Annotated in this window: 17 protein-coding genes, 7 pseudogenes and 1 other annotated feature; of the genes and pseudogenes, 9 read left to right on the forward strand and 15 right to left on the reverse strand. The window is 55.5% G+C overall.

From position 1 onward, the window contains the following. Positions 1-445: DDE-type integrase/transposase/recombinase (locus FHX09_RS28595; RefSeq protein WP_184451015.1), on the forward strand; the 445-nt coding region annotated here is incomplete at its 5' end. A gap of 58 nt (positions 446-503) precedes the next feature. After that, a pseudogene (locus tag FHX09_RS28600) lies at positions 504-698 on the forward strand (transposase domain-containing protein); the annotation flags it as partial. Positions 699-728: 30 nt separating this feature from the next. On the opposite strand, the gene FHX09_RS28605 reads toward FHX09_RS28600, so the two are convergent. From FHX09_RS28605 to FHX09_RS28615, 3 genes and pseudogenes are all read right to left on the reverse strand, one after another. Further along, a complete protein-coding gene (locus tag FHX09_RS28605) occupies positions 729-962 on the reverse strand; it encodes a DUF6429 family protein (protein ID WP_184451017.1) in 234 nt (77 codons plus the stop codon). Positions 963-1,185: 223 nt separating this feature from the next. After that, a complete protein-coding gene (locus FHX09_RS28610; RefSeq protein ID WP_184451019.1) occupies positions 1,186-2,052 on the reverse strand; it encodes a class I SAM-dependent methyltransferase in 867 nt (288 codons plus the stop codon). 169 nt (positions 2,053-2,221) lie between these two features. Next, positions 2,222-3,137, reverse strand: a pseudogene (locus tag FHX09_RS28615) (IS3 family transposase). After that, positions 2,893-3,009 (reverse strand) — a sequence feature (AL1L pseudoknot). (Overlaps the previous pseudogene by 117 nt.) Before the next feature lie 491 nt (positions 3,138-3,628). On the opposite strand from FHX09_RS28615, the pseudogene FHX09_RS28620 reads away from it, so the two are divergent. Further along, positions 3,629-3,888: pseudogene (locus tag FHX09_RS28620) on the forward strand (aldehyde dehydrogenase family protein); the annotation flags it as partial. 228 nt (positions 3,889-4,116) lie between these two features. Here FHX09_RS28620 and FHX09_RS28625 read toward each other — a convergent pair. From FHX09_RS28625 to FHX09_RS28635, 3 genes are all read right to left on the reverse strand, one after another. Continuing rightward, positions 4,117-5,727: a glucosyltransferase domain-containing protein gene (locus FHX09_RS28625; protein WP_184451021.1), complete on the reverse strand. Its 1,611-nt coding sequence runs from the start codon at positions 5,725-5,727 to the stop codon at positions 4,117-4,119. Between the two features lie 196 nt (positions 5,728-5,923). Continuing rightward, positions 5,924-6,271: a GtrA family protein gene (locus tag FHX09_RS28630; RefSeq protein ID WP_210301603.1), complete on the reverse strand. Its 348-nt coding sequence runs from the start codon at positions 6,269-6,271 to the stop codon at positions 5,924-5,926. A 44-nt stretch (positions 6,272-6,315) separates the two neighbouring features. After that, positions 6,316-7,017, reverse strand: coding sequence for a class I SAM-dependent methyltransferase (locus FHX09_RS28635; RefSeq protein ID WP_184451025.1), 702 nt, complete (start codon positions 7,015-7,017; stop codon positions 6,316-6,318). 75 nt (positions 7,018-7,092) lie between these two features. Between FHX09_RS28635 and FHX09_RS28640 the strand changes: the two genes are divergently transcribed. Together FHX09_RS28640 and FHX09_RS28645 are read left to right on the forward strand one after the other, a co-directional pair. After that, the gene (locus FHX09_RS28640; protein WP_184451027.1) at positions 7,093-8,736 is read left to right on the forward strand and encodes a hypothetical protein; all 1,644 of its coding nucleotides are present in this window, start codon (positions 7,093-7,095) and stop codon (positions 8,734-8,736) included. Then, positions 8,736-9,701, forward strand: coding sequence for a glycosyltransferase family 2 protein (locus FHX09_RS28645; RefSeq protein ID WP_184451029.1), 966 nt, complete (start codon positions 8,736-8,738; stop codon positions 9,699-9,701). The genes FHX09_RS28640 and FHX09_RS28645 overlap by 1 nt, the downstream gene beginning before the upstream one ends. Positions 9,702-9,754: 53 nt before the next feature. Here the strand turns inward: FHX09_RS28645 and FHX09_RS28650 are convergent. After that, positions 9,755-9,922 (reverse strand): annotated as a pseudogene (locus FHX09_RS28650) (integrase core domain-containing protein); the annotation flags it as partial. 327 nt (positions 9,923-10,249) lie between these two features. Here FHX09_RS28650 and FHX09_RS28655 point away from each other — a divergent pair. The 4 genes from FHX09_RS28655 (at position 10,250) to FHX09_RS28670 (ending at position 11,477) form a co-directional block, all read left to right on the forward strand. Continuing rightward, the gene (locus FHX09_RS28655; protein WP_246699532.1) at positions 10,250-10,621 is read left to right on the forward strand and encodes a transposase; all 372 of its coding nucleotides are present in this window, start codon (positions 10,250-10,252) and stop codon (positions 10,619-10,621) included. After that, a complete protein-coding gene (gene tnpB / locus FHX09_RS28660; RefSeq protein WP_184451031.1) occupies positions 10,618-10,965 on the forward strand; it encodes an IS66 family insertion sequence element accessory protein TnpB in 348 nt (115 codons plus the stop codon). The genes FHX09_RS28655 and tnpB (FHX09_RS28660) overlap by 4 nt, the downstream gene beginning before the upstream one ends. A 67-nt stretch (positions 10,966-11,032) precedes the next feature. Beyond that, positions 11,033-11,257 carry a hypothetical protein gene (locus FHX09_RS28665; RefSeq protein WP_184451040.1) on the forward strand — a complete coding sequence of 75 codons (225 nt, stop codon included), beginning with the start codon at positions 11,033-11,035 and terminating at the stop codon, positions 11,255-11,257. Further along, positions 11,244-11,477: a DUF6429 family protein gene (locus tag FHX09_RS28670; protein ID WP_184451033.1), complete on the forward strand. Its 234-nt coding sequence runs from the start codon at positions 11,244-11,246 to the stop codon at positions 11,475-11,477. The genes FHX09_RS28665 and FHX09_RS28670 overlap by 14 nt, the downstream gene beginning before the upstream one ends. Here the strand turns inward: FHX09_RS28670 and FHX09_RS28675 are convergent. The 8 genes and pseudogenes from FHX09_RS28675 to FHX09_RS28710 form a co-directional block, all read right to left on the reverse strand. Further along, a pseudogene (locus FHX09_RS28675) lies at positions 11,458-12,340 on the reverse strand (IS66 family transposase); the annotation flags it as partial. The gene FHX09_RS28670 and the pseudogene FHX09_RS28675 sit on opposite strands and share 20 nt — an antisense overlap. Next, positions 12,334-12,558, reverse strand: a pseudogene (locus FHX09_RS28680) (DUF6429 family protein); the annotation flags it as partial. The pseudogenes FHX09_RS28675 and FHX09_RS28680, both read right to left, overlap by 7 nt. Before the next feature lie 388 nt (positions 12,559-12,946). Beyond that, positions 12,947-13,588, reverse strand: coding sequence for a class I SAM-dependent methyltransferase (locus tag FHX09_RS28685; RefSeq protein ID WP_210301604.1), 642 nt, complete (start codon positions 13,586-13,588; stop codon positions 12,947-12,949). 56 nt (positions 13,589-13,644) lie between these two features. Further along, positions 13,645-13,941, reverse strand: coding sequence for a hypothetical protein (locus tag FHX09_RS28690; protein ID WP_132595311.1), 297 nt, complete (start codon positions 13,939-13,941; stop codon positions 13,645-13,647). Then, positions 13,941-15,563, reverse strand: a complete 1,623-nt coding sequence (locus FHX09_RS28695) for an IS66 family transposase (RefSeq protein ID WP_184451036.1) — start codon at positions 15,561-15,563, stop codon at positions 13,941-13,943. The genes FHX09_RS28690 and FHX09_RS28695 overlap by 1 nt, the downstream gene beginning before the upstream one ends. Positions 15,564-15,626: 63 nt before the next feature. Further along, on the reverse strand, positions 15,627-15,974 hold the full coding sequence (gene tnpB, locus FHX09_RS28700; protein ID WP_008535377.1) for an IS66 family insertion sequence element accessory protein TnpB: 348 nt from the start codon (positions 15,972-15,974) through the stop codon (positions 15,627-15,629). Then, a complete protein-coding gene (locus tag FHX09_RS28705; RefSeq protein WP_184451038.1) occupies positions 15,971-16,171 on the reverse strand; it encodes a hypothetical protein in 201 nt (66 codons plus the stop codon). Before FHX09_RS28705 ends, tnpB (FHX09_RS28700) begins: the two co-directional genes overlap by 4 nt. 73 nt (positions 16,172-16,244) lie before the next feature. Then, positions 16,245-16,394 (reverse strand): annotated as a pseudogene (locus tag FHX09_RS28710) (YecA family protein); the annotation flags it as partial.

Consider the following 16,394-nt stretch of genomic DNA (forward strand, 5'->3'; position numbering starts at 1 on the left):
CTTCGTCTATCTCTGCGCCGTCGTCGATTGGTTCAGTCGACGAGTGCTTTCATGGCGGCTGTCGATCACGATGGAGACGGCCTTTTGTATTGAAGCGGTCGAGGAAGCTCTTTGCCGATATGGCAGGCCAGAGATATTCAATACCGACCAGGGATCGCAGTTCACCTCCATCGACTTCACCTCGGTACTCAAGAAGGCCGGGATTGAAATCTCGATGGATGGCAAGGGTGCATGGCGCGACAACGTCTTCATCGAGCGGCTCTGGCGGTCGATCAAATACGAGGAGGTCTATCTCCATGCCTACAAGACCGTGTCCGAGGCCCGCGCTGGCATCGGCCGCTATCTGACCTTTTACAATACCCGACGTCCACATTCATCCCTTGACCGGCAGACGCCGGATCAGGCTTACTTCAACGCGCTGGCGCCAATGATGGTGGCGGCATAATCGAGGCGGAAATCCACTTAGCGAAACGCCCGGAACTGTTCAGACAAACCGAGCCAGCTCTCTCGGTCGCCGCAACTGGACGGACTGGACGTTTGCCGGTTCCCAGCGTGGGGCCGATCGTGCCGCCATCATGCTCACCTTCATCATGACCTGCCGTCTCAACGACGTCGACCCAAAGGCATGGCTTGCCGATGTGTTCGCCCGCATCGCCGATCTTCCCGTCTCCCGCCTGCACGAACTACTGCCTTGGGAAGGGAAGGCACGAAGGCACAAAAGGCGACCGCTATTGCAGCGGCCGCGTAAACAGCTTCCGGAACAACACTTCCGAACGCTCCAAGCCTTCATCGGTCAGGATCAATGACTTCGACTTGATGACTGGGTCGCCGATCATGCCCTTCTTGTGAAGCCGATCCGTCGCTGCCCAGTCGAAGCCCTTCCAGGCACAACGCTCGTTATGCAGCGTCAGCCATAACAGCGCCAAAACGGCATCGTCGATCTTGTCCTCATCGATCTCCATGAACCGACGTTACCACGCGCGGCGCCCCAAAATCCCGCGGCCCTGCTCGGATGGATACCCTTCACCTCCACCGCCGATCTCGAAGACCGCATTGAGTGCTTCATCGACTACTTCAATGAGACAATGGCAAAGCCATTCAAATGGACCTGGGCCGGCAAACCCTTGACCGCATAGAAAATGCGTCCAAACTTCCGCCGGCCTGTACTAGTGCCAACAATCTTTCTCATTTCTTCTTAAAAAACATGATCGGATGCGTCTGCCTGCTCGCATCGTATTGAAACTCCAGAAGGTCGAACCAACGGGCGTAAGCCTGTTCTGCATACTTTTCCGGTATGAACGTCTCTCCATAAAAATCTGCAGTCATGGCCCCCCCACCGTTGACGCCGTTTCGATTGGAATGAACAAACGCACCTCGATCGTATTGGGATCGCGCCGCGCCAAAATCGTCGAAGATGTTTGCAAGGGCACCCAGATATCCTGGATGGTTCTTGCCGCGGAGAGATACACAAAAGTCGAAAAAGGGCCTCCCACGCGTTGTTAAGGCTACGACACCCCCCGGTGCTAGGATACGATGGAACTCCTCCATCCACGCAGAGCAGGCCTCTTCAGAAAGATGCGAAAAAACCGAATAGCCAACGATATGGGAGAAGCTAGCCGATTGTAGACCAGTCGGCGGAAACGGCGACGTAACACTAAAGTTGTCGCTGCCAAATGTTTCGCGGCAAATTTCGATAGATTCTTCGACCACATCGAGACCGTGGATGTTTTCAAGCGGCAATTCCTTCAGAAAGAATCTAGCTATGCGGCCCCAGCCAACACCAAAATCAAGCAATCTGTCCGAACTCTTTATCGCTGACCCATGTCTTGCGAAGGTCCTTACGCAATCTTCATAAAAGACAAAAGCTTCTTCCAGGGTCCTTTTTCCCGCCTGTCCTGTTGAATTTATCTGGACTATATCCGGTGGGAATGCAGGCAATTTCGTGCCTCTAAATATCACCGGTGGGTTGCTGTAGCTTTCGCAAACAGTTTCGAACCAATTATCTTTTGCGAACTGTACACGCACTTTTTTCAGAATTTTATCAACGAACATTATGTTCCTCCAGCGTGACTTCTCGACGTGGTATGTACCTAGACTTTAGGCCGAGCCTGATCTCTAAACCAAGCTACGGTCATATCAATCCCGGTGGCCAGATCATAGCGGCCACGCCATCCCAGCTCTTTGAACCGCGCCGGCTTTGCGGGAGGCTGTTTGGTTTAAGTTATGCAGCCATGGCTGGTTCGTCCAGCATGGCGTAATACTGCGCCTCGGCTTCGGCTGGCGGGATGTTTCCGATGGGCTCCAGAAGCCGTCGATGGTTGAACCAGTCGACCCATTCCAAGGTTGCGAATTCAACCGCTTCGAAGCTGCGCCATGGTCCGCGCCGATGGATGACCTCGGCCTTGTAGAGACCGTTGATCGTTTCGGCGAGGGCGTTGTCGTAGCTATCGCCGACACTTCCGACGGAAGGCTCGATTCCCGCCTCGGCCAGTCGCTCCGAATACTTGATTGACACGTATTGAACGCCCCTGTCGGAATGATGCACGAGGCCGCCGCCATGAACGGGACGCCGATCATGAAGAGCCTGTTCCAGAGCGTCGAGGACGAACCCGGCATGCGCCGTCCGGCTCGCCCGCCAGCCGACGATGCGGCGGGCGAAGGCGTCGATGACGAACGCCACATAGACATCGATCTCATGAGCCGAGCGACCGTGCAGCGGGCTATATCGAAGCCTTCACGCTTCAATTGCCGCCAGACCTTCCGCACGCCATAGACACGGAAGTTCGCCTCGAAGACACGGCGTATCTCGATCTTCAAGGTGATGTTGCTTCAGGCGCGGGCCGACAAGCGGTCCACGTCCAGGCGTTTGGCAACGTTCTCATAGTAGGTTGATGGGGCAATCGGCAGCAGTCTGCAGATCGGCTCGACCCCGAATACCGACCGGTATTCGTCGATGAACGAGATCATCGCTTCAATGGGCGGTCGAGCGCCGCCATCGCGAAATAGGCAGACGCCTTGCGCAGTATCTCGTTGGCCTGACGGAGCTCCCGGTTCTCCCGCTCTAACGCCTTCATCTTCTCCGCGACGTCGCTTGGGAGCCCGGGCCGGGAACCATCGTCCACCTGCGCCTTCTTCACCCATTCATTGAGCGTCTGCGCCGTGCAGCCGATCTATGCGGCGATCGAGGAAACCGCGGCCCACCGCGAGGAATATTCGCTTTCGTGATCCAAAACCATCCGCACCGCGCGGGCGCGGACTTCAGCTGAAAATTTGTTCGTTGTCTTGCTCATATCGGCTCCACTTTCTCAGAAGTTGGAGCCTCCGGCAAACCCGGCGCGGTTCACTCTGATCACCCCGCCGTCCTTCGCCCCGCCGCAACGCCAACGCGGCAGACCGCCGAAAAATACCCAATTCTCCACGTCGTCCGGGGCGGCATAATTGGGGAATTTTACTTCGGCACTTCTGGGGAAATTTCACCCGGCATTGACATGCCGTGGGCCATTCGTTGCGCTCACGGGCTCATCTCCATATTCGAGCAGCAGTAACCCAGCTTTACGCTGTCACCCGCGCCGCTCGCCGATAGCATTCGACACAAACTTGCGCCGTCCACAAGGTGGCGTGTTCGTTGCGCTCACAGAAGATCGCAACGATCATGACCCTCGAGCAGGGCAAGCCGATCGCCGAAGCCAGGGGCGGAGACGTTGGGAGCAGCCGATATGATCGACTGGTTCGCCGAGGAAACCCGAAGGGCGTACGGTCGGGTTGCCCCTCCCCGGTTCGCCCCTCCTCAACGAGCCGGTCGGCCCCGTTGCCCCCTTCAGCCCCTGGAACTTTCCTTTGAACCAGGCCGTTCGTAAAGTTGCGGCAGGTCTTGCTGCAGGCTGCTCGTCCCGGAATACTCGTAGGCGATCTGAATGGCTTTCGACTGCGTCCTGATCCAATACATCCAGCTACGCTTGCGGTCCATAGGACGCTTCAGATTGTGAGGATGTTAGAAAGGCTTTGACTTCAGCTGGTGCCGGCCGGCGATCAGCGTGCGGAAACCGGCACGACGAAAGGTAGACCGCGACCGAAAACGGCGCCAACCGGAAGACTTTCTCAGTTCATTGTTCCGCGTCATTCGGGTGCGCCCCCAGTTTGCAAGCAAACTATAGCTAGCTCGCCTTGGATGATTGCCGCATCTCGAGCGGGCCAGTGGCTGCGGCCTTGGCAGTACCTTTCGGCTTCCGCTTTCGCCTCATCATTAGGGGGTGATTTTATGGCGATTCCCGTTATTTCGGTGAGCATTGGGGCGACCGCCCACGGATGACTGAGGTTGGAGTCGTTGAACCCCCACATGCCGGTCGGTATCGGCGCGCTCGAATCATCTCGCCCGCCGACTAGGGCGATGTATTTCATGGCCGTGAAATTTGGTTGCCCCTCAAGACGCTCTATCAAGCGAAGTGCCAGGTTGTGATCTCTTGTGGCGACGCGAGCTTGGTCAATAAATATTTGGTTGTTCTGCGCTATGAATGAAAAGGCGACAACGCCGAGGGCTGCGGTAAAGAACTGCCTCGGCATTACCCGGCAGACAGTCAAAGCCATAACGGTCACTCCGGCCCACACAAGGCCGATTTGCGGCAGCATCCGTGGCGGAAACCAAAGCATCGCGAAAAATAGCGGGGCACCCAGCATGGCGAAGCCCGCTATCACAGGGGTGGCCACAACAATCGCGATAGCTATCGCGGTGTTGCGGGGGTCTCTCGCTCGGATAAGTATTTCCCCAAGTGTGACTCCAACAAAGAGAAGCGGGACGGCAAGGATAGCCTTGGGAACCAAGGGAGTTCCATAGATGGTGCCGGTTATAAAATGCCCGTACAAGGCATTGAGTCCATACAGAAGCCGACCCGGGATTTCGTAAGACTCGACCACTGCGGATCGTTCTCCAAGTGGCGGAACGCCTTGCGTCGATATCTTGAGGAGGACGAAATAGAAAGCGCAGCCCACAAAAATCGTAAGAAATCTATCATAGAAGGAACGGTCATGAAGGGTGTAGTCGACCGGTACTCTCTCGCTTTTCATGAGATGTCTTATCGCCCTCAAGGCGACGTCGAAACATACGAAAACAGAAATGTAGTTGAGTGGTATTTGATATAGAGTCAATGCGGTAGAAAACACCAACGACGATACCAATATTCTCCAAACGCTACGGCCAGATATCGCGACGGCAACCACAACCAGCGTGAAAGCCAATATGTGGTAAATGGCAATTCCCCGAAAGGTTAAAATCTCCGCAGTGAATGGATGTGCCGCGATGACGGCGATAAGGAGCGCTCTTACGATGTCGGACAGCTCATAAGTCCACAGTCGAAGGACCAGGTTGGCAGCCCATGTTGATAGAAATACTGAGATCACAATAGTTACGAACGGCGCCCTCATGGGGTCAAAGCCAACGATATCAAACAGCTTCGAGAGCCAATATGTGCCGAAACGGCCTTGCTTTAGTAGCAGTTCATAGATCGAAGAAAGTCCGCCAATGATCTGACGGTAGTCGTCAACTGCATAGATGAAGTCGAATGCTGCCTGAGCGCGCGCGAAAGCGACAAGCACCAATGCAATCAAGAAGGATCGGCGTTCGTCCTTTCTGATCAGCAATACGGAAAACAAGTTGCGAACAACCGATTGGAAATCTGGTGGCGGAACGGCGGTCGTTTTTGACTGCGCGTTGTGCAGGATCGGTTTGTTCACAAATGTTGTCCCCTCGTTTTCGACTGGTTTATAGCCGCTGGAACGGAACAGCGCTAGCCGTTTGGTCTGCGTAGAATCCAGGCGAAATCAATTGTAAGCCGCCTTGGCGGCCACGAACGATATAGTGTGCATCGATGATCGGATACGACAGCCGGTTTGCAGACGGACATCAGGGGGCGGCATGTAGCGCCGCCCTCTATTTGCTGCCGTTGAACACCCAAAATTGCATAACAATAAAATTAGCCAGTGGTATTAGGAGGCTAATCAATGCAAACCCTATCCAAGCAAAAGATGAGGGGTAGCCAGCCACCACGTAATTAACCGCCGCAATTATCGACAAGGACATCGCTTGCAACAAAAAGAACCGAACCAGCTCGGTTGTGCGGTCGCCGTTCGATCTAAAGGTTACCCGCCTATGCGCAACAAAGGAAACCGGCAATATCATTGTGTAGGCGGCATATGCGGCCACATCGCCAGACAAACCGACAATGTAAACGAGCGCGTTGGCCAGCAGAAAATACATCAGCGTATTTGCTGCGCCCACGGCAGCAAACCTTGCCACCCTCAATATATGTACCTTACTCCAAACTATCGCTGGACTCCGTAGGCGAAATATTGCGCCCCAGTTGGTAATGGGCCAAGGAACTCGTCAATTTTAAGTAACATCCCACCCATTGCTGGAACGCTTAGAATGTAGCGCCCCCGAACATCCTCCAATCCAGCCTCCTTGAGATGTGCGATTGTCTGTCGCTTGGTCAAGAGGACTGCGTCTGCATCGAACGGGCACGTATTCACGGCCCTCCTGGTCAACGGGTTATATGGATTGTGCTCGAATATGACGACCACGCCGCCTTTCCGAGTCACTCGCGCCATCTCGGAGACAAAAAGCGCCCATTGCTTCGGAGGAACATGATGCATCACGCAAATGGCGAAGGAAGCATCGAAGGCACCGTCCGGAAGCGGCATGACATCGCCGTTGTAGTGATAATACTCGACATCAGAATTGTTGGACTGGCCCTCCTCGATACAGGCTAACGAAGGGTCTATCCCTGTTATCTTGCCAACATGATTTCGAAGTAGAGGGTGGTATGTGCCAACGCCGCAACCAACATCGAGGATAGACAGCTTAGAAGGGTCGCCGAGTTCCTTCTCTAATAGGTCAACCAGCCGGGCTGCCTTTGCTTTGGTGAAGAAATCGACGTCCAAGCCAGAGAACGAAATCGCTCCGTTCACTGCATCTTTATACGAGTTCCGATAGGCATCAAATTCATTGCCGGCCTGGTTGCTCAAGCGCCGCACTCCCGCTATCAAAGGCCGCTCAATAACATCGGCTGCCTCAGTTAAGCAAGCAATTCGGGAGCACATATGCACAATCGCGCGATGCGCTGGACATCGACACTAGCAATATCGGTGATCATAGCGATTGCTATGTGCGCTCATTATGTTCACGTAGAGCACCCTGCTTACATCTGGGACTTCACCGGATACTGGGGCGGGTTTCAAGCTTACGGCTACATGTTTTCGACGTCCCCCCTTGGGACGATCGCGACGGTATTCCAGCAGATCAGAACAGCGGACTATAATCCTGCGCCGGTCCTTGGCTTGCTGCCGTTTTATTTTTTGTTTGGCGAAGACCGAACGCCTTACATCATCGCCATCGCGGTTGCTTATCTAATACCAGCCGCGCTTGTTATGACGCTGATGGTCGCTCGTGTCGCGAAGATAGAGGCATCTGTGGCCTTATTTGCTATCTGCGCGACAATTCCGGCCCTTTGGATGCCCTCGCTCCGAGGGCAGCCTGACATCGTCGGCATCATATTTTTGGCCGGCGCAACCTTACTGCTATTCAAGTCAAATTTCCTCAAGCAATCACCGCTCAAATTTGGAGCTGCGATTGGCTTGTGCTTGTATGCCCCATTTCTCCTGCGGAGATGGTACGCCTATAGCATTGTTTTATTCGTCGCCTGTGCTCTCGTCATAGGCGTGTGGCAACGCATGGCTGACCGCCAGCCGGCAAGGAGCGTTCTCTCGCTGTGCGTTGGTCTATGCACCGCAATAGTTGTTTTTGTAGTGTTCCTTGTTGCTTTTCAGTCCGATTTTGCACTGCGGGCGATCACAACGTCTTATTCTGAGCTTTACGGAGCCTACCAGACCACTTTTACCAAACACGTCATGCTTGTAAGTGACCGCGCAAGCATATTGACAATCGGTTTGATGGCAGTTGGCAGTGTAATCGCAGTTAGGCGACTAAACTTTGAGGCAGTGTTCTGCCTATGCGCTGGTGTGGGCACCTTCCTCCTTTTCATTCGCACACAATATATGGGTTTGCACCATTCGCTGCCGATCTTTATGTGGTTGTCACCTTTAATGATTGTTGCTCTGGAAGGGTTGGTCAGAAAGACAAGGTTGACGTTTTCGTTTGTCGCTGCTTGCAGTGTGCTTATCTTGTTGATTGCAACAAGTTCCTTTTCCCGCAACTTAGGGTACGGGGGTAGACTACTCTTTCCCGCATTCGACATGACGCCGCTCCACCTTGACAACTACCAAGAGTATCAACGGCTCACGGCTGACCTCGAGGGGAAAGTGACTGATGGTTCAAAGGCGGCAGTGTTTGCGTCGAGCGCGAATCTTTCGGACTCACTCCTCGCGGCGTTAAATCCAAAGCTGAAGGCATCGTTAATCGCGATGCCACATATCGCCGCCGTTCAGGGATTTCCCCGTGAAATACTGGACGCTCAATACGTTGTGGTAGCTACCCCGGATCAGAGCCATCTTGCACCGGGCACGCAGGAGAACGTCTTGCTACCTGGAAGGTGGATTTTGAGTGGGACCGGTCTCGGCGGGGCATATAGCCGAGTATCCGAATACAGCCTGCAAAAAGGTGTGACTGCCTTCCTTTACCGGCGAGCCAGAGCAATTACAGAGGAGGAGAGGCGACAATTGTTCAACGAGTTGGCTCGCCTTTATCCTAATATGCCGGCACTTTTCCCCAAGTACATAGGTACCTAATGACCATGGTCGACGTTTCTATAGTGGTGCCAGTCTATAACGGCAGCGAAACTATCGGCGTCCTTCGGGACCAGATTGATGCGGTTCTCTCGAACACGAACTTCGCGAATAGCTACGAAGTGGTTTTTGTGAATGATCGTGGACCTGTTGATGCCTGGCCAGCGATTTGCTCGCTGGCTGAACGCCATCCCGAGGTGGTCGGCATCAACTTGCGTCGCAACTTTGGTCAGCATAACGCGACGATGGCCGGAATCGCCCATGCGCGCGGCGAAGTTATCGTCATTATGGATGAAGATCTTCAACATCCACCAGCCGCAATAGAGGCGCTGGTTGATGCTGTGCGACGGGGTGCGGATGTTTGCTATACTCGTTACCACAACCGGCAGCACGCAACTTGGAAGAAGTGGGGTAGTTCCTTCAACGATTTTATGGCAGGACTGCTGTTGAAAAAGCCACGCGGGCTGTACCTTTCATCCTTCAAAGCGATTCATCGCGATGTGGCGAAGGACATCCTACGATATACCGGCCCTTACCCATATATCGACGGACTTCTACTTGCGACAACTAGCTCCATTGAGGCAATCGACATCGACCACCAGCCAAGGTTAGCCGGGGAGAGTAGCTACAACCTGAAGCGTTTAGTGTCACTTTGGCTAAAAATGGCGACAGGATCATCTGTGTATCCATTGAGAATCGCCACTTTTGTAGGCTTTCTTGTCGCTCTACTTAGCCTTTTGGCACTCGTCGGCGTGGTTGTTAGCAGGATCGCCAACCCCGACCTGGAACCGGGTTGGGCATCTGTGATTGTCACGATCCTGTTTGTGGGAGGGGTTCAGATGGTGTTTTTAGGAATTATAGGCGAGTATGTTGGGAGGATATATATTCGTCTCAATAGGCCACCTCAGTTCGTGGTGAAGGAGACAACAGAAAATCGCAGGCAGATGTCCGACTTGACTTCTAGTTGAAGAGCGAGTGTGAGCGCATACTGGAGTGCTCTCCGTTTCACCGGACATGTCGGCTAGTTTGATTTAGCCCTGATGAACTGCCGAGGGGAAGCCGTCTTGAGCGCGGAATGGGGATGGATTTCATTGTAGCCCTCGATCCATCCGCCAATGAGCCGGAGCGCTGTTTCGGCGTCCGGTAGACCTGATATGCGGATGTAATCCCGCTTCAGGGTTTTGACGAACGTAAGCGGTGAATCTATCCCATCTGGCGAAGGCAGTTTGGTGGATTTATTGATACCGCTGAATGAATGAACTCGGGCGTGAACTTCTATGTCTGCTCCTATGTCTGAACATAGAACTTTCCATATGATTGAAGCTGTCGCCGGTCCTCTGGAAGGTGCGCCGAGGCAAGTCCGGCGGCAATGGTCGGACGAGTTCAAGGGTGAGCGCAACGAACACGGTATGCCTACGGGCAGGGCCGCCTTGTTTTATTGAGGAATTGAGGTTGTTTTCGTGAGGCTGGCGTTTTCGCCACGTTGCTAACCACGAGGATAACGACGTGTCTATTCATGATTTTGAGATTTTGGCCGGGAGTGTGCGGCGCCGGAATTTCACCCGCCGACAAAGAGGCAATTGTTTCGGAAACTTTGCACGGCGACACCTCGGTGACGGACGTTGCTCGTCGCCACGAGATTGATCGGTCGTTGGTCTACCGGTGGCGTCGCGAATTTGGTGTTGTTGAGAACGGCGGCGCCCGACTGGGATTCGTTCCGGTCAAGGTGGCGATGTCGGATTTGCCGGAAGGCTGTACTGCTCGATCGCAGCCTTGCCCAATCGAGATCGATGTCGGCGATGGCCGGAGCGTGCGAGTCGGCGTCGGCTTTGATCAGGCGACGTTGTCTCGGGTGCTTGAAGTTCTGGGACGGTCGAGAGCGCTATGATCCCGTTTGAGAGTGGGGTTAAGGTGTGGCTCGCGACGGGCCATACGGATATGCGGCGCGGCTTCCCCGGCCTTGCGCTGCAGGTCCAGGAGATTTTGAAGCAAGATCCATTCTGTGGGCATCTGTTTTGCTTTCGAGGCCGCAGGAGCAATCATCTGAAGGTGATCTGGCACGACGGCCAGGGCAGCTGCACGTTTACAAAAAAGTTGGAGCGGGGGCGGTTCATCTGGCCGAACGTTGAGGGCGGTGCAGTGACCATCTCTTCTGCGCAACTCTCCTATCTTCTGTCTGGAATAGGCTGGCGAAACCCGCAACAGACATGGCGGCCGACGAGCGCCGGATAGGTGGATTTGCGGCTTGGATTCTGAAGAAAAGCTATGCAAATCAGTGGCTTTATGATTCACTTCGAGCATGGAAACCGGCTCGGAACAGTATCCCGATTATGCCGCGGCTCTCGAGGCTGAGCTGGTCGTAGCACGTGCGGAACGCGCCGCCGCCTTAGCCGATCTTGCCGTCGCCAAGGCCAAGGAAGCCGATAATCAGGCGATCATTCTTCGTCAGAAGGGTATCCATCCGAGCAGGGCCGCAGGATTTTGGGCGCCGCGCGTGGTAACGTCGGTTCATGGAGATCGATGAGGACAAGATCGATGATGCCGTTTTGGCGCTGTTATGGCTGACGCTGCATAACGAGCGTTGTGCCTGGAAGGGCTTCGACTGGGCAGCGACGGATCGGCTTCACAAGAAGGGCATGATCGGCGACCCAGTCATCAAGTCGAAGTCATTGATCCTGACCGATGAAGGCTTGGCGCGTTCGGAAGTGTTGTTCCGGAAGCTGTTTACGCGGCGGCCGCAATAGCCGTCCCTTTGTGTGACTTCCATTGCCACGGCAGCAGTTCGTGCAGGCGGGAGACAGGAAGATCGGCGATGCGGGCGAACACATCGGCGAGCCACGCCTTTGGGTCGACGTCGTTGAGACGGCAGGTCGTGATAACGGAGAGCATGATGGCGGCACGATCGGCCCCACGCTGGGAGCCGGCGAAGGTCCAGTTTCGACGCCCGAGTGCAATTCCTCTCAGAGCCCGCTCGGCCGTATTGTTCGTGAGACAAATCCGGCCATCTTCCAGGAAACGGGCAAAGCCATCCCAGCGCTTCAGCATGTAATCGATCGGCTCGATCACCTCGGACGATCTGCTGAGCGTGGCGCGCTCCCGTTTCAGCCACTCGTGCATGTCATCGAACAGCGGCTTGCTCTTTTCCTGCCGCGCGGCCAGTCGTTCTGCGGCGCTCAATCCATTGATCTCGCGCTCGATCTCGACAGCGCATCGTACCGTTGGACGGCCTCCAGGGCGATCGGCGAGATCGGCTTGCCTTTGCGTTTGCGGTCGCGGGCATTTTTCTGGATATCGGCCAGTTCAAAGAATTTGCGCCGCGCATGCGATGGCAAAAGGCGAATGTGATCGGTACCGCTTTCTTTTCGGCGACACTGAGCGGCTCGAAGCCATTGTAACAATCACTCTGCAAAATGCCGCCAAACTCGGCCAGGTGCTTCTGCGGATGCTCGCCGCGGCGGTCGCTCGAAGCATAGTATATGGCCGCCGGCGCTACCGCTCCGCCGTAGGGCCGGTCATCGCACACATACGTCCATATTCGCCCGGTCGTGCATTTGTCTTTGGCCTGGATGGGAATGGTGGTGTCATCGCCAAAAAGCCGCTCGGCCGCATGAACAACTCCCGAAACAATTCCTCTGATCGCTGCAGGCCTTCATCCGTCAAGATCAAGGACTTCGTCTTGCTCGCCGGATCGCCGATCAGGCCCTTCTTGAACAGTCGGTCTGTCGCATTCCAATCAAATCCCTTCCACGCCCGACGCCCGTCATGCAGCGTCAGCCATAGCGGTGCCAGGACAGCGTCGTCGATCTTGTCCTCGTCGATATCCATCTACCAAGCATAGCATGCAAACCGCTCTACCGCTGCGGCCTACGCCGAATGCGTACCGAACACGCCACCTTGTGGACGGCGCAAGTTTGTGTCGAATGCTATCGGCGAGCGGCGCGGGTGACAGCGTAAAGCTGGGTTACTGCTGCTCGAATATGGAGATGAGCCCAAAAAATCTCCATGCGAGCCATGCCAACCTCTCAGACCTGGAATTAATCCCAGCACTAATGCTGGTTCTAATGCCAGAACATCGCCTAACTGGCTCGTTCAGCAAAATCCGCTCACCGGACGCTCACTTTTGACTGGAACCATTCGTCGCAGCTGCAACGCGGCCCAGATCAATGTTCTTGCCGCGTTCCAGCGGACACCGAGCGGAGACGGGCGCAATTCATCATAGTTTCTTAAAAAACATGATCGGATGTGGGCGAGGATTAGCCTTTTGTCTCTTCCAAAACCGATTTGGCCGCCTTGTTTCCTCTGGCTGGAAATTAATAAGCTCGAACCCTGGAGCGTAAGCCTTGACCGCATAGGCTTGCGGGATAAAGGTTTCGCCATAGAATTCCGAGCTCATTGCGCCGCCGCCTGCGACGCCTTCGGCATTCGAGTGAACGAATTCGCCCTGGTCGTAGCGCCTTCGAGCATCCGCAAAATCGTCAAAACTTGTCGCGAGAGCACCAAGATATCCCTCTTCACGTTTTCCGCCCAACGACTCGCAGAAGTCAAAGAACGTTCGCCCTCTGGTTGTCAGCGCGACGACTCCGCCTGGCGCGAGAATACGGTCCTTCATCCACGCAGCGCACGCCTCCTCTGAAAGGTGAGAGAAGACCGAATAGCCAACGACATGCGTTATCGATGCCGATGGAATGTCCGTTGGTGGGAACGGCGTGGTGACATGGAAGTTGCCACTACCAAAAGTCTCTCTGCAAATATCGACAAATTCTTCGGTAACATCGATCCCGTGGATGTTCTCCTTTGGCACCTCGCGAAGGAAAAATCTTGAAATTCGACCCCATCCTACGCCGAAATCAAGCAACTGCGTGCTTCTCCCCAACGGTGCGCGATGTTCTGCGAAAAGTAACCGACCGATTGTTACCGCGGAGATTTCGCTTTGAAGCGGGCGACCAGCTCCTCGTCGTCGACAAAGCAGTCGAGGAAGTCGTTCCATTCGTCGGGTGAACGGCGAGCATAGGAGAGCATCTGTTCCAGTTCCTCCATGCCGTCGTCTGTCAGCGCGGTGATGGATTCGTCCTCCCCGTTATAGACGCTGATGATGCTGCCGTAGGTCAGATTATCATCGTTGGAGATGATTGCCCGGAGAAGCTCCGGATCCTCGCCAAGAATTTCAGCGACATATTTGAGCGTGCGCACATAGGTGATTGTTGCCATTAGGCTGCCTCGGCGCAGATGCTGGTGACAGGTGACCAATTCCAAGGAAGCAGTTCGTCGAGGCGATTGATCTTGTGGTCGTGGATGCGGTCGAGCAGATCGGCCAAATAGGCCTGCGGATCGAGGCCATTCATCTTTGCCGTCTCGATGATCGTCATGGCACGCGCCAGGGTCTCCGCCCCGGTGTCGGCTCCGGCGAATAACCAATTGCGTCTTCCAACTCCTATCGGACGCAGGGCTCGCTCGGCGGCATTGTTGTCGATGGCGACACGACCGTCGTCCAGGAACAGGCAGCGCGAGGACCACCGGCTCAGGCCATACCGGAGAGCGGTCGCCAAATCGCTCTTGCCCGGAATGCGGGTCAGTTGCGCTTCGGCCCAGACGCGGAGTGCTTCGACCTTTGCTTTGCTGTGCTTCTGACGTGCGGCAAGGCGGATACCGGCAGGTTGACCGGCAATGTCCCGTTCGATGTCGTAAAGCGCGCCGATACGGTCGAGAGCCTCGCGTGCGATCTCGGATTTGTTCGATGTCCAGATATCATGGAAGTCGCGGCGCCAATGCGCCCAACAGGCTGCCTCTCGGAAGCGCGACGTCCCCTCCGCGCCCGGTTCATAAAGCTTCCCGTAGCCTTTGTAGCCGTCAGCTTGAAGGATGCCGCTTGCCTGCCGGAGATGACGATGGACGTGTTCTTGCTTCCAGTCCGAGGCGAAGTAGTAGACCGCCCCAGGCGGGGCAGCACCCGCCCATGGCCGTTGATCTCGGACATATGTCCAGATCCTGCCTTTCTTCACGCCTTTGCCCAATCCCTTGTCTCGTAGCGAACGATCCAGCACCCGGATCGGGGTGTCATCGGCATGGAGGAGGTCACTGCCCATGATCGCCGCTTCGATCCGCTCGATCAAAGGCTGAAGCACCTGCATGGCGCGACCGCACCAATCGACCAGTGTGCTATCGGGGATATCGACGCCCATGCGGGCGAAGATCTCGTTCAGACGATAGAGTGGCAGATGGTCGTCGAACTTCGAGACCAGGATGTAAGCCAGAAGACCCGGCCCCGCCATGCTGCCCGGTATCGGACGGCTGGGAGCCGGCAACTGCACCATCTTCTCGCAGCAGCGGCAGGATTTCTTCAATCGAGCGACCTCGATGACCTTCATTTGCGCAGCGATCATGTCGAGGATTTCACTCGCGTCCTCGCCAACAAGGCGCAGTTCACCACCGCAATCGGGGCAGCAGGTACCAGGATCGAGTTCTTTGCGCTCGCGAGCTGCCTTTTCCGACACCCGCGGACGGCGGCGCATTGTCTTTTCGGGCGTGCCCGCCACAGGTGCGACAGGCGCGGCCTCATCGACCTCATCAAGCGGCTTGGTGCCGCTTTCCGCCGCGGCGATGAGAAGATCCTCCAGCGCCAATTCCAGCTGCTGGATTTCCCGCTCGATCTTTTCCGAGGACTTGCCGAAGACCTGTTTCTTCAGCTTGGCGATGCGCAGCCGTAACGTCTGGATCAACTGGTCGTGCGCCTGCAACGTCGCCGACATCTTCGCATTTTCCGCCTGCAGGGCGGCGATCATTGCCTTCAGGAAGGCCGGATCATCGGGAAGATTTTGGCTCGCGTTCGACATGAACCTGACTAGCATAAGCCAGGAGGAATATCCATAAAAACAAGCAGATTCAGAGGGATAAAATCAACCGACACGCGCCGGCGGGGCGCCCCAGTTGGGACGTCGCCAATCAATCCCTTCCCACAACATCGCCAGTTGCGCCGTTGTCAGTCGGGCCGTTCCATCTGCTGCTGAAGGCCAGGGAAAACGCCCCCTCTGCAAAATTTTGTAATACAGACAGAAGCCCTGGCCATCAAAATACAGAAGTTTCAAACGGTCGCCACGCCTTCCTCGAAAGGCGAAGACTGCGCCGCCCGTCGGCTTCTGGCGCAATACATCCTGCGCAAGCGCAGCCAGGCCCTCAACTCCTTTGCGCATGTCCGTGATCCCGCAGGCAAGATACACTCGAACACCGGTTCCTGGTCCAATCATGCCGCTTCAACCGCCCGGATGAGCCGCGTCAGGACGGTGGCATCGACGCCGCTATCGAAGCGAAGGCTACGCCCATAGTTCAGACGCAACTCGATCAGTGCGGGCTCGCGCGCAACCTCCTCACGCCCGAGCGCGGCGTCGTCCATGGCGGACGTATCTACGGGCAGGAAGACCGTATCGGCCGTGGGCGGCAACAAACCCTTCTTCTTCGTGAGCGCGACGAACAGCCCACTGCTTTCGGCGTTGACGGGATCGCAATAGCACTTTCTTTCAGAACTTCTGCCTTGCCCGCTTCGGCATAAAATAGGTTCGGATATTGACGAGTGCTTCGGCGACGTCAGCAGCATCCTGGCGGGTCGCTTTCCGTTTTGCGTCGCCGAGCTTGCGGATGGGGGCGATGATATCGCCAGTGACGGCATG

This window comes from Rhizobium sp. BK538, assembly GCF_014197575.1.
In the GTDB taxonomy this organism is placed as follows: domain Bacteria; phylum Pseudomonadota; class Alphaproteobacteria; order Rhizobiales; family Rhizobiaceae; genus Rhizobium.

What these genes read in the sequence shown, in the direction of transcription:
- FHX09_RS28605 (WP_184451017.1), bottom strand. Translation starts at nt 962, where the DNA reads ATGGAGATCGATGAGGACAAGATCGACGATGCCGTTTTGGCGCTGTTA.
- FHX09_RS28610 (WP_184451019.1), bottom strand. Translation starts at nt 2,052, where the DNA reads ATGTTCGTTGATAAAATTCTGAAAAAAGTGCGTGTACAGTTCGCAAAA.
- FHX09_RS28640 (WP_184451027.1), top strand. Translation starts at nt 7,093, where the DNA reads ATGCACAATCGCGCGATGCGCTGGACATCGACACTAGCAATATCGGTG.
- FHX09_RS28645 (WP_184451029.1), top strand. Translation starts at nt 8,736, where the DNA reads ATGACCATGGTCGACGTTTCTATAGTGGTGCCAGTCTATAACGGCAGC.
- FHX09_RS28655 (WP_246699532.1), top strand. Translation starts at nt 10,250, where the DNA reads ATGATTTTGAGATTTTGGCCGGGAGTGTGCGGCGCCGGAATTTCACCC.
- tnpB (WP_184451031.1), top strand. Translation starts at nt 10,618, where the DNA reads ATGATCCCGTTTGAGAGTGGGGTTAAGGTGTGGCTCGCGACGGGCCAT.
- FHX09_RS28665 (WP_184451040.1), top strand. Translation starts at nt 11,033, where the DNA reads ATGGAAACCGGCTCGGAACAGTATCCCGATTATGCCGCGGCTCTCGAG.
- FHX09_RS28670 (WP_184451033.1), top strand. Translation starts at nt 11,244, where the DNA reads ATGGAGATCGATGAGGACAAGATCGATGATGCCGTTTTGGCGCTGTTA.
- FHX09_RS28690 (WP_132595311.1), bottom strand. Translation starts at nt 13,941, where the DNA reads ATGGCAACAATCACCTATGTGCGCACGCTCAAATATGTCGCTGAAATT.
- FHX09_RS28695 (WP_184451036.1), bottom strand. Translation starts at nt 15,563, where the DNA reads ATGTCGAACGCGAGCCAAAATCTTCCCGATGATCCGGCCTTCCTGAAG.
- tnpB (WP_008535377.1), bottom strand. Translation starts at nt 15,974, where the DNA reads ATGATTGGACCAGGAACCGGTGTTCGAGTGTATCTTGCCTGCGGGATC.